Raw genomic sequence first — 13,126 nt, 5'->3', positions numbered from 1 at the left:
TCTCCTGGTCTTCCGAAGAATCACAAGGCTTCCAGCAGGTACCGGCGGTTCCGGCTCTGCGCGGGGCGGGCGTTGTTGGGGAACAATGCAGCAAACTGCCGGATCTGCTCGGTGGACGCCTGGACCGGTTCCTTAAACACAGTCCAGGTCAGCCCTTCCGAGCAGGGGGGCGTGGTCAAGGATCCTGCGTAGCGGAAGTAAGCGCGGTTCGACGGCAACAGACCATTGGGGTCCACGCTCACGCTCGCGACCGCCTTCTCAGGGCCAGCCTGCTTGGGCATGGCGTCCCAGATCGGTTGAAGCGCGGGGTTTGCCTCACCCGGCGTGATGAAGGTGCCGACGACAGCCAGCGCGCCCGAGGCTGCCTTGTGGACGAAATGGCACTCCATGTCGAACGCTTTGCCGGAGAGCAGGTGCTCGGAGGGATGATGGAAGTGGAACTGCACCAGCTCGTAGCGCGTGCCGCTGATCGTCGTGCCACTTCCCGCATCGCAATTGACCTGGATGGTATGGCCGTTGTTAAGCACGCGCAGCGGCATCGGCTTGAAGGCAATGTCGAACTGACCGACCTGGGCCCGAATGGCGCCGTTCAGGTCGATGGGCGTCTGCTCCAAGCCAAGCGAGCATGACCGGAATTCGGGCGTCAGCTCACCCCAGTGCTCTGGTCCTCCGGCGCCCTCGTAGGACCAATGTGGAGCCCCGCCGGGGTGCGCGCTTTGTCCCGTATCAGCCAAGGCGGAACGCACGGTGGCGGCACAGATTGGGCAGGCGGCGAGGCCACCGAGCGCCAATCCGCCGAGAAGCGTGCGGCGTCTGATGTTCTGGTTCTTCATGGCGTCATGTCCGGATCGAAGACAGGATCACCAGCGATCCGCGCCGGGGCGGCAATGACATTGCGCTGGAGTCGATACACTTACGCACACGAATTATTACAAAAGACTTAATGGTCGGCCATTGTTCATATGCATATTGCAAATGCAGAATGCAAATTGGTAGCGAATCAAAACCACTCGCGACGACGAGCACTTGCTCTACTAATGGCGCCGGAATGTGGATCGGCGCCCTGCTCCGGTGATTGCGTGCAAGTTCCCTAGCCGGGATTGGACGCCGCTTCACAACCTGATCAAGACACAGGCTCTGGAGCGGTGGCACCACCCCGTGGAGCACGACCCACCACCATAGCCAACCCACCCAGCCACTGTCGTCGTGGCCGGTTACTGTTGCAGTGCCGCTTGATGGGGGAGCACGACAGATACAGGGCCTGGGCCTACGCCCCCCATCCATGCAACACGGCGCCCGGTGCTCCCGGCATTATCCGAACAGCATCTCCTCCAGGCTGTTCAGCAGGGCGGCGGCCTCCGCGGCAAGGCTGTTGCTGTTGGCGGCCCCGATCTGCCGGCTGAAGGCCAGCTTGCCAACCGGTAGCGGCTCCGCATCGGTCCGCTGATCGGGCTTGTTGGGTGCGTACTCGGACGGCTGGCCGTCCTGGGGAGCCGCGCCCTGTCCGTTCGGAGCCGGGGCCGGTGTCGGGGTCGGTGCCGGGACCGGCTTGGTGTCGCTTCCTGCCGGCGCATCCGCGCCGGTGATCTTCCCGACGTTGACGCGGAACTCCGTCACGGCTTGGGCACCCTGGTCGTCGCGGGCAATCACCTTGATGTTGACAGAGCCCTGGGCATCGGCTGGAGGGTTGCCCGTGAAGGTCCCGCTGGATGAATCGAACTTCAGCCACACCGGCAGCGGCGAGCCGTCGGACTGCGTCGCCTCCAACGTCACGTTGGCCTGCGGGTCGGTGCTCTGGAAGGTGCCGGCCGGGATCGGGATGTTGTTCGCCTGCCCGATGCTGATTGCCCGATCGCCCACCGTGCCGATCACTTGGAGCGATGGACCGCTGCCGGTGCCCTGCGGTGCCAGGACCACCGCCGCCGGCAGATTGTTCGCCCGCGACGAACCGCTGGCGAAGGAGTCCGTCCCCGTCAACGGCGACGCGGACGGACGGCCGGCCGCTGCATCCTGGCTGCCGGTCGGCGCCAGAACGCTCGTCGGCGACGGTGTGGCCGCGGGAGCCGCCGGAGCCGGCGCGACGGGGGCCGGCGCCACCACCACCGGAGCCACCAGCGTCGGCGTGGGAGGCGCCACGGGAACGGGAGTCATCACCGACACCATGGACACGATCGTCGAAGGCGCCACCGGCACCGTCGTGCTGACCGACGAACCGGTCGAATTGCTCTGCACGACCGACAGGATCGATGGCGTCGGGGGCGCCGTCGTCGCGGGCGGCGTCGCCGGGGTCGAGGGTGGCGGCGGCGGCGCGGTCGTGACCGGCGGGGGTGGCGGCGTCACCGCCGGAGCCGGCGTGACGGTCGGCGCTACGACCGGCGGTTCTACCGGCGGCGGTTCCACTGGCGGCGTCGAAGTGACGGGCGTTGTCGGAGTGACGGGCGTCGTCGGGATAACCGGTGTCGTCGGAGTGACAGGTGTCGTCGGGATGACCGGCGGTGTCGGGGTGACCGGCGTCGTGGTCGATCCGCTGTTGTCGGGCGGCGGTGGGGTCACGTTGGTCACCCCTTGCGCCTGGAAGGAGGCGACGTGGTTGCCCGCCGCGTCTCTGGTGGCGGTCACCACCTGGGCGCCCGGATCGGTGTAGGCGATGGCGACCGTCTGGCCGGCACCGACGCCTGCGGCGAGCGTCAGGGTGACCGTCTTGGCGCCCGGATTCACGGCAACGGCCGTGACGGCCACCGAGGCCCCGTCGACCGTCACCGCGAAGGCACCGGCCGTCGCCGTGTTGACCGAATCCAGCGGCGAGGCGTCGGAATAGGACAGCGTCAGCAATGGCCCGTTCACCACGGCACCGGTGACCTGCGGCCCGGCGCGGTCCAGCGCCAACGCCAGCGGAGCCGTAGAGGCGACGCTGTGGTTCCCCGCCGTGTCGGTGATCGTCGCGGTCAGCGATTTCAAGCCATCGGCGCCGATGGTGGTGAGATCGACGTCGACGTATCCGGCGGAGATGTCGGATTGCCTGATGGAGGCCGTGCCCACCGCCGCGCCATTCAGGAAGACCGTCGCCACGTCGTTGGCAACCGGGGCCGTGGCGCCCGTGCCGGCGAAGGTGACGCGCACGGTCGGCGTGGCCGTCAGCTTGTCGGTGGTGCTGACGCCGGTGTCGTAAGCGCCGGGCAGGCTGAGCAGCGGCGCAGCCGGCGCGGTGGCATCGACGCGCAACTCGTTGGCGGTGGCGTCCGCCGCCTGTCCACCACCCTGGCGGGTCACCGTGGCGGTCACCTCGTAGGTGCCGTCGGCCAACCGGTCAGCGGTTGGGACCGAGACCGTCCAGTGCGTGCCGTCGATGGTCAGGCCGTGGCCGACTGTATAGGTTTTGCCGTTGATCACCACCGACAGCGTGTCTGTGCCGCTGTTGGTGCCGCCCCAGGTGCCGGTGATCGTCGGCGTGCCGGAGTTGTCGGTGGCCGCGGCGACGGTCGGCGTGACCGGCAGGCCCGTGCTGGGGGTGTCGTTGGTCACGGCCATGTTGGAGACGCTGGCGGCGTCGTTGCCGGCGAGGTCCTGGGTCGCCGCAGCGTCGTCGCTGCCGCTCGGATCGGTGTAGCCCACCTTGACCAGTTGCCCGTACGTCACCGGGGTGGCGAGCGACAGCGTGACCGTGTTGGCGGCGGCGTTCACGGACACGCTGTTGACCGTCACGCTCTGTCCATCGACGCTCACTGCGAAGCGGCCCACGGCGGCGGGGTTGGTGGCGTCCAGGCTGTTGGCTTCGGTGTAGGTCAGCACCAGCGAGGAGCCGTTCACCGCGGCGCTGGACACCACCGGGGCGGTGGTGTCCAGCGTGAAGGTGAGGGATGTGCTCGGCGACACGTTGCCGGCCGCGTCGGTCTGCCGGACCTGCACCGTGTTGGAGCCTTCCGATGCGATCGGCGCGGTGGTGGTCCACGTGGTGCCGTTGGTGCTGTACTCGACCGTGGCGTTGGTCTCGACCCCGCCGACGCTCAGCGTGCCGGCATTGCTGTTCTTGTCGGTCGCGCTGGCGCCGCTGTCGGTCTGAAGCGCCAGCGTCGGCGCCGAGGGCGCCCCGGTGTCGATGACCAGCCCGAAGCTGGAGGAGGCCGAACCCTGCGCGGCACCGTCCTCGACACGGGCGGTGTAGGTGTAGGTCTGGCCGTTCGACAGGCTGCCGTCGGTGTAGGTCCAATCCGTGCCGCTGACCGTCGCGGTGCCGATCGCCGTGCCGTTGCGGTAGACCCGCAGCACCTGGCTGCCGGTCAGCGCGCCGGACAGCGTGCCGACCAGCTCCGGCGCGCTGTCGTTGGTCGTGCCGCCCGAAGCAAGGTCACCCGTTACCGCGGCCACGTCGTCCACCGCCTTGGTGATGGAGACGGTCTGCGTCGGCGTGGCGACGCCGGTGGTGTTGGTGACCACGGTGTTGGTGTAGGTCGCGGCGTCGTTGCCGGCGATGTCTTGCGTGGCGGAGCCGTCGTCGGAAGCGCTGGGATCGGTGTAGGTGACGGTGACCGCCTGATTGGCGAGCGCCGCGGAAGCGAGCGTCAGCGTCACCGTGCGAGCGTTGGCGTCCACCGACATGGCGCTCACCGCCACGGACTGGCCTGCGACGGTCACCGCGAAGTTGCTCGATGAGGCCTTGTTCACCGCGTCCAGCGCGTTGGCGTCGCTGTAGGTGAGGACCAGCGTGTTGCCATTGGCCGTCGCGCTGCTGACCGTCGGCGCGGTGGTGTCGAGCGTGAAGGTGAGCGACGCGCTGGCCGAAGCATTGCCGGCCGCGTCCACCTGCCGAACATAGACGGTGTTGGAGCCCTCCGCCGCGGTCGGCGCGGTGGTGGTCCACGTGGTGCCGTCGGTGCTGTACTCGACCGAGGCGTTGGTCTCGACCCCGCCGACGCTCAACGCGCCGTTCCCGGTGATCTTGTCGGAGCTGCTGCCGCCCGTGTCGTTCTGCAGCGCCAGCGTCGGCGCCGACGGCGCGGTGGTGTCCATGGAGACGGTGAAGGTCTTGGCGCTGCTGTTGGCCGCCACGTAGGAGCCGTTGTTGTCCTTCACCTGATTGGCGTTGATGGCGACGGTGTAGGTGCCGTTGTCCGAATCGTCCCAACTGCCGCCCGGCGGAGTCACCGTGTAGGTGGCCACGCCGTTGTTCCACGTCGCCGAGGTCACCGCCAGCGTGCCGCCGCCGGGCTTGGTCACGGTGATGTTGCCGGTGCCGATGGAGGCGGTATCGATGGTGCCGTCGCTGTCGCTGTAAGCGATGGTGATGCTGTGGGAGGTCCCGGCCTTGTCCGACTGCCCGACGTCGGCGGCGGTCACCGTCCCGGCGGTCGGCGCCTGATTGTTGGTGCCGTTGGTCACGGAATAATTGATGACGGTCGCCGCGTCGTTGCCGGCCACGTCCTGAACGGCGTTGGCGTCGTTGCCCGCGGTCGGGTCGGTGTAGCTGACCGTCACCGTCTGGCCGACGGTCGCCGCCGAGGCGAGGGTCAGCGTGACCGTCTTGTTGGGGGCATCGACACTGACCGCGGTCACCGCCACGGTCGAGGCACCGATCTTCACGGTGAAGGCGCCGGTACCCGCGGCGTTTGCCGCGTCAAGGCTGTCGGCCTCGGTGTAGGTGAGCACCAGCGAGTTGCCGCTGATGCTGGCGCCGCTGATCACGGGGGCCGTGGTGTCCAGCGTGATCGACAGCGCGCTCGACGCGCTGCCGGCGTTGCCGGCGTCGTCGGTGATGTCGGCGGTCAGCGACTTGCCCCCATCGGCGCCCAGCGACGTGGTGGTGATGTCCACGTAGCCGCTGGCGAGGTTGCCGCTGACCAGCGTCGCGGTGCCGACCTGCGTGCCGCCGGAATAGACTTTCACCACGTCGCCGACGCCGGGCAGCGTGCCGCCCGTTCCGGTGAAGGTGACGCGCACGGTGGGCGTCGTGACGGAGGTAATGCGGTCGCTGCTGCTGGCGCCGCTGTCCGACGCCGTGGTCAGCGCCAGCGTCGGCGCCGCCGGCGCCGTCGTGTCGACGGTCAGCAAGAAGCTGGCGGAGGCGGTCCCCTGCACCGCGCCGTTCAGAACCCGCGCGCTGTAGCTGTAGGTGGTGCCATCGGAGAGGCCACTGTCCTGATAGGTCCAGGAGGTGCCGGAGACCGTGGCGTTGCCGATCTTCGTCCCGTCGCGATAGACCGCCACCACCTCGCCGGTGTTGAGGGCGGCGTTCAGCGAGCCGTTCAGGAGGGGCGCGGTGTCGTCGGTCCGCGCACCGCTGCTGAGCGTGCCGCTGACCGGGGCGACGTCGTCGGTGGCCGAGGCGATGGTCGGCGTCGCCATGTTGCCCGCGACCGACACCGTGGCGGTCGCGGCATCGGACAGGTTGCCCGCGTCATCGACGGTCTTGAACGCGAAGGTCCGCTGGCCAGTCGTCGAGCCGCTGCCGAGCGCGTTCTGGTACTGGATGTCGCGGATGATCGCCTGCCCCTCGGCGGCGGTCATGTTCGACCAGTCCGATTTGACGACGATGAAGACGCCGTTGGAGAAGGCGATGTTGACGCTCACGCCACCGACCAGAATGCCCGTCAGGCTGCCCCCCGACCCGTCGGCGGCGAGCGTCGTCTGGCCGAAGATCAGCTTCTCGCTGGTGCCGTCCTGGAGGCCTGCGACGGTGATGGTGACGTTCTGCAACCTGTTCGCCTCGACCAGCGTCGCGGCCGCGCTGTTGTTGTCCAGGCTTACGGCCACACCGCTGACGCTGGTGACCGTGCGGTCCACGCCCGCCGCCACGCTGTCGAGGTCGATCACCGGCTTAACGGTGTCGGCGATGGTCAGTTCGCTGTTCGTCGAATCGCTCAGCACATTGCCCGCCGCATCGCGGATGGTCGCGGTGACGGAATAGACGCCGTTGAATCCGTGGTCCGCGGTGGCCGGCGTCAGCGCGTCGCTGGTCGGGATGCTCAGCGACCAGTTGCCGCCGGAGAGGCTCAGGCTGCCGTCGCCGACCGTGTAAGTCTTTCCGTTGACGGTCACCGACAGCGTTTCACCGGTGCCGACGGTTGCGGTGCCGGTGACGGTCGGGGTGACGCTGCTGGTGGTCAGGTTGGCGACGGTCACCGGGCCCGCCGGCGCCGCCGTGTCCACGACGACCTGCTGCGTCGCCGTGGTCCCGTTGCTGACGGCGGTCAGCGTGTAGGTGCCGGCAGGCAGGCTGTTGGCCTGATTGTCGTAGGTCCACACGCCGCTGGAGGCGGCGACCACGGTGCCGGAGAACACGGTGGCGTTGCTGGAATTCGTCAGGGTGACCGCAACGGCCTGCCCCGCCGTCGCCGTGCCCTTGAACAGCAGGGTTGTGTCGGAGGTGATGAAGTCTCCCTGTGTTCCGGTGTCGGCGCTGATGGCGTCGATGGACACAGGGCCGCTCTTGTCGTGCACGACCGTCGCGATGTCGCTGTAGCTGGCCCCCGCCGAATCCACGTAGGTCGCGGTGACGGTGATGGCGCCGCTGGCCAGCCCGCGCAGGTTGAAGGCGCTCAGCGTCCAGGTGCCGTCGGACTGGACGGTGGCGGTGTCGCTGAAGGTGGTGGTGCCGTCGGTGATGAGCACGGCGATCTGGCCGCCGGCCAGCGCGGTGGCCGAAGCGCCCTTCGCCGTCGTGCCCTTGATGACGACGGCGGTATCCTCGCTCAAGGTCAGGGTGCCGTTGGAATTGCCGGCCCAGTCCAGCGGACCGGCGATGCTGACCTTCGGGGCGCTGGTGTCGACCAGGATGGACTTGCTGCCTGTGCCGGTGTTGCCGGCGAGGTCGGTGCCGGTCGCGCTGACGGTGTAGCTCTGCCCGTCCACCAGCGCCGCCTTGGTGCCGGAGGCCGGGGTCGCGCTGGACAGGTCGAGGCTCCAGCCGCCGCCGCTCTGAACCTGGACCGCATAGGTCGCGCCGTTCACCAGGACGTCGATGGTGCGGCCCGCCTCCAGGTCGCTGGAGCCGGTGATGATGGGCGCCGCGCTGGTCACCTTGAAGTTGTTGGTGATGGCGATGCTGGCCGCCGTGTCCACGACCACGGCCCTGGTCGCGGTGCCGCTGTTGCCGGCGGCGTCCGTGGCGGTGGCCGACAGGGTGTAGGTGCCGTCAGCCAAGCCGGCTTGGCCGGTGCGGTCCACCGACCAGGTGCCGCCGGCCGCCACCACCGTGGTGGAGAACACGGTGGCGCCGGCGGGGTCCTTCAGCGTCACCAGGACGTTGGCGTTGGCCTCGGCGGTGCCCGAGAAGACCAGCGTGTTGTCGTTGGTGATGAAGTCGGTCGTCGAGCTGCCGGAATCGGTGGAGATCCCGGAGATGCCCACGGTCGGCGCCGTGGTGTCGACGACCAGCTCGCCGCTGGTGGCGTCGAGGGCCTGCGCGGTGCCGTCAGTGGCGTACGCCTTGACGTCGTAGGTGCCGGCCGCCAGCGCCTGGGCGGCGACAGACCAGGTGTCGCCGCTGACGGTGAGGCCGCTCACCGTCGTGTAGGTGGTGCCGCCGAGGGTGACGGACTGCCCGGCCGTGGTGGCGTAGGCCTTGCCGTTGATGACCACGTACAGCGTGTCGCCGGCGATGTTCGCCCAGGTGCCGGTGACCGTCGGCGTCGTGCTGTTGGTGAGCAGCGCGTTGACCACAGGCTTGTCGACGGCGGTGGCGGTCGTGCTGTTGCCGGCGGCGTCCTGGCCGGTGGCGGTGATCTTGGCGTAGGCGGTCAGCCCGCCGACCGGCAGGTTGCCGCTGATCGGGGTCGCCGACGACAGGTCGACCGACCACGTCCCGTTGCTGAGGACGGTGGCCTTGTAGGTGACGCTGGCGGCGCTGCCGCTGACGTTGTCCGGGTCGATGGTGACGGTGACGGTGGAGCCGGCGGTGAGGTCGCTCGTCCCCGCGATGACTGGTGTGCCGGTGGTGAGCAGCGGCGTGACGGCGAGCTGCGGCGCCGTGTGGTCGTGCAGGACGGTGGTCGACGCGTTCACCGTGGAGCCGTTCGCCGTCACCGAGGCCGACACCTGCAGGGTGGTGTCCGCCAGGCCCGACAGCACGTTGGAGTGCGCGGAGTCGAACGTCGTCGTCCAGGTGCCGTTGCCGGCGACGGTGGCGGTGCCGGTCTTGGTCAGGGTGCCGTCGGTGACGGTCACCGTGACGGTGGAACCGACGGCGTTGGTCGTCGTGCCGGTTACCGTGACCGAGCTGTCCTCGGTGGCCGAGAGATTGCCGTCGCCTATGGGCGAGGTGATGGCGATGGTCGGCGGGGTGGAACTGGCGGTGTGCGTCGGCGTCGCGGAGGCCGATGCGTTGATCGTCGAGCTGCCGCTCGCGGCGACGAGCTGCGCGTCGACCAGGAGCGTGCCCGTCCGCCAGGAATGCAGGTTCTGGTTGGTGAGGCTCCAGGTGTAGGAGCCGTTGCTCAGCGTCGTACCCGCCTGCACCTGTTGGGTGATGGTGTTCGAGCCGTCGGTCAGCATCACCTTGACGAAACCGCCCGAGACGTTGGTGGTGCCGCTGATGGTGAGCGCCGAGTCTTCCGTCGCGTCGATGACGTTGTCGCCGGCGATGGTGCTGATCGTCACGGTCTTGGCCGTGGCGTTGTTGGCGATCTGCGCGTAGCGGCCGGTGGCGCTCACCGCGTTCCCGGCGGCGTCGAAGCCGGAGACGGTGAGGACGATGGCCTCGCCGGTGTTGTTGAACAGGTTGCCCGACACCGCCGGCAGCGTCCACGTCCCGTTGGTGAACGTCACGCCGCCCGTCGTGCCGGCCTGCCCGTTGACGGTGCCGCCGGAGACCGAATAGTAGGTCGTGCCCGACAGCGTCCCGTTCTTCGAGTAGTTGTCCATCTTGATGAGCAGCGTGGCCGCGGTCGCGTCGGCGGTGCCCGTCAGCGTGACGTTGTTCTGAGTCGTCTCGCCCGACACGACGGTGGCGTAGGCCTGCGAATCGTGGCTGACGGTCGTCGAGGCGGTGGCCTGGCCGCTGTTGAAATTGGCGGACACCGTCAGGCTGTTGGTCCCGTCGTTGAGCGACGACAGGTTCAGCGTCGCCTTCCACTTGCTGGACGTGGCATCGTACGAGGCCGTCCCGGTGACGGCGCTGTGCACGCCGTCGCTGACGCTCACCGCGATGGTCTGGTTGGTCGCGACGTTGGTGGCGCTGATCAGGATGACCGCCGCGTCGTCCTCGGTGCCGTTGAGGATGCCGTCGGCCGTGATGCCGCTGGACACCGGGAAGGCGTTGCTGACGCTGGCGATGGAGATCGACGGTACGCTGATCGTGAGGGCCTGGGTATCGACGGCGGTGCGGCCGCTGGAGTCGGTGACGGTGGCCGTCAGCCCGACGATCCCGGACAGGCCCGCCGACGGGAACGTCCCGGCGATCGGCACGGCCGACGCGGTGTTGATCGACCAAGCGCCGCTGCCGTTGGCGACGACCGAATAGGTGACGCGGTCGTTCGTCGTTGCGGCGTCGTTGTCGATGTCGATGACCAGCACGACGACCGCGTTCGGCGTGGCCGTTCCGGTGATCGTCGGCTTGTTCAGGGTGGTGGTGCCGGCCGTCCCAACGCCGTCGCCGCCGATGTCGACCGAGGGGCCGGACACGATGCTCAGCTCGTTCGTGCTGGCGTCGGTCGTGCTGCCGCTCGGCGACGTCCGCGTCACGGTCGCCACCACGTCGTAGCTGTTCCCGGCCGCCAGCGCGTTGACCCCGGTGTTCGCCACCAGCGCCACGGACCAGGCGTTGCCGGAGATGATCAGGCCGTTGGACGTGGTGTAGGTGACGTTGTTGACCCGAACCGCCAAGCTGTCGGTGCCGCCGCTGGCGCCGCCCCAGCTGCCGCTGATTGTCGGAATCAGGCTGTTGGTCGTCAGCCCGTTGACGATCGGCTTGTCGATGGCGGCGGTGTTCGTGGTGTTGCCGGCGCTGTCGGTGCCGCTTGCCTTGACGCCCGCGTAGCTCAGGAAGCCGCCGGCCCCCACCGTGCCGCTGAACGGCGTGGCATTGGCGGTATCGACGCTCCACACGCCACCGGAGAGCACGGTCGTCCTGTAGACGACCGCATCGGTCAGGATGCCGTCGCCGTTCGGATCGACGGTAACCGTGATGACCGAACCAACGGGCAGATCCGAGGTGCCGGTGATCGTCGGCCGGCCCGTGGTGGCCAGCGGCGACACGGTGACCACCGGCGGTGTGCGGTCGTGCAGCACGGCCGTGGCGTCGCCGACCGAGCCCGCAACGTGCGCGCCCGAACTGTCCCCTTTGCTCCACAGCTCCGCCCCGACGGACAGCGTGCCGTCGGTCAGCCCGCTCAGATTCTTGGTGAGTTGCCAGGCACCGCCGCTGATCGGAGCGTAGTCGACGACGGTGTTGTTCGCGGAATCGGTGATGGTGAGCTTGACCCACGTGCCGTCCGCGGTCCAACTCCCATCGGCCATATGCGTGCCCGCCGTGCCGCGGATGAGCACGGCGCTGTCCTCGCTGGCCGACAGGTTGCCGTCGCCGATCGCTCGGTTGATGGAGACCGACTGCCCGGACGCCGCCGGGTTGGAAGGCGTCATCGTCGCCGTAAAGGCGCCAAGCGAGGCGAAGGTGGCGTTCTTGTCGTAGTTGCTGCCAACGCCGGCGAGGTCGCCGTTCAGGGGGCCCGGCTGCGTTTCCGTCATCAAGACGTACGCAACGGAGGTGTCCTTGGTGAATCCCGCGATGCCGGTGGCGCCGCGCGGGCCGACCACACCGTTGCGATCGACCGGTGACGCTTTGGCGAGCACCGTCGCAACGTCGGCAACCGGAATCTTGAAGCTGACGAAGACGTCCGTCTTGCCGTCATGGCCGAAATCGGCGGTGCCGTCCCATTGCGGGTCGTTGGCTGAGCTGACCGCGGTGACCGCGTAGTTGGACGCGGTAAACCCGTACACGCCATTGTTCGGCAGCCAGCCGATGGGCAGCGGCGAGGTGCTGGTGGTGTTGGGCGAGTTGTTGAGCCCGGTGCCGGGGTCGAACAGCCGGATCGCCTGCGTGTTGTTGCGCCCGTCTACGCCGATGAAGACGTCCACCCGGCCGTCCGCGTTGGCGTCGATGCCGACCACCGCAACGCCGCCGAAGTTGGTCGAGCTGGTCGGATTGTCGATGCGGATGCGGAACGCCATCAGGTCGTCGTTGGGATTGTTCGGCGTCCCGTTGTCGTCGTAGGCCCCGTACAGCACGGCGTGGGTGGCGTCGCCGACCAGATCGGTGTCGGCCGCCTTGGCTTGGCTGTCGCCCACCGGATCGTTGGTTCCGCTGCCCATCAGCGGCACCCAGCCGCTGGCGCTGGACAGCGTGTAGGTCAGCAGCCCCTTGTACTCCGACTGCGCCCGGCTGCTGACGAAGACCTGCGACTCGATGCTGCCGGTGGTGACCTCCAGGGTCCAGTTGCCGCCGCGCTCGGCCGAGCCGGTCGCGTCGCGCGACGCCGCCACATCGGCGCCGGTCGCCTCGGCGAGGCGGCCCAGGAACGCCGCGCCGGTCTGTCCGGCGCCCACGTCGCAGCCGTAGAGCAGGATGTCGCCATCCGGCGCCAGCGCCGTACGGATCGCGTTCAGTTCCGCCGCGTGGTCGGCGATGCTGTTCAGCGTGAGCGCCGTGTCCCCAAGCGCCAGTTCGCCGGGCGATCCATGCGACAGGATGTGCACGGCGTTGAAGCCCGGCTGCTGCTGAAGAACCTCGGCAATCTGCGTCAGCGCGTCACGCCCGGCCTGGAGGATCAGCGTCTCCGTGCCGGGCCGCAGGTCCGACAGCAGGGTCTCCCGGTTGGCGATCGACGGGTCGACCACCACCAGTTCCCGCCGGGGCGGTGCCCCGTCTACGGCCGGAGCCGGCGTGGCGGCGAGCGCGTCCATCAAATGGGTGTCGGTGGGATGCGACTCACCATCGGGCATGGCGTTCGCATGGGTGTCGGTGAACGTGCATTGGGCAGCCGTCGCCACGCCCGCGGCGTCGAACAGGAAGCGCGGCTCCAGCACCAGCGCGGTTGCACCGAAGGCGTTCGGCACCGCCATCCGCTTCGACATATCGCCCTTGGCGCGCTTCATGATGCCCATCCCCGTACCCTCTTCCGCCCGTCGAGCCGGTCCA

General features: G+C 68.7%; 2 protein-coding genes. Both read right to left on the bottom strand.

Going from position 1 to position 13,126, the window contains the following annotated elements:
- Window positions 1-20: 20 nt before the first annotated feature.
- The gene (locus tag ACSVDD_RS07675) at window positions 21-833 is read right to left on the bottom strand and encodes a carbonic anhydrase (RefSeq protein ID WP_448188740.1); all 813 of its coding nucleotides are present in this window, start codon (window positions 831-833) and stop codon (window positions 21-23) included.
- A 478-nt stretch (window positions 834-1,311) separates the two neighbouring features.
- Complete coding sequence (locus ACSVDD_RS07670; RefSeq protein ID WP_448188739.1) at window positions 1,312-13,083, bottom strand: SwmB domain-containing protein; 11,772 nt, start codon at window positions 13,081-13,083, stop codon at window positions 1,312-1,314.
- Window positions 13,084-13,126: the final 43 nt, after the last annotated feature.

This window comes from Azospirillum terrae, assembly GCF_053470425.1.
Note: the sequence above shows the minus strand (reverse complement) of the source record. Positions and strands in the feature narration are given on the sequence as shown.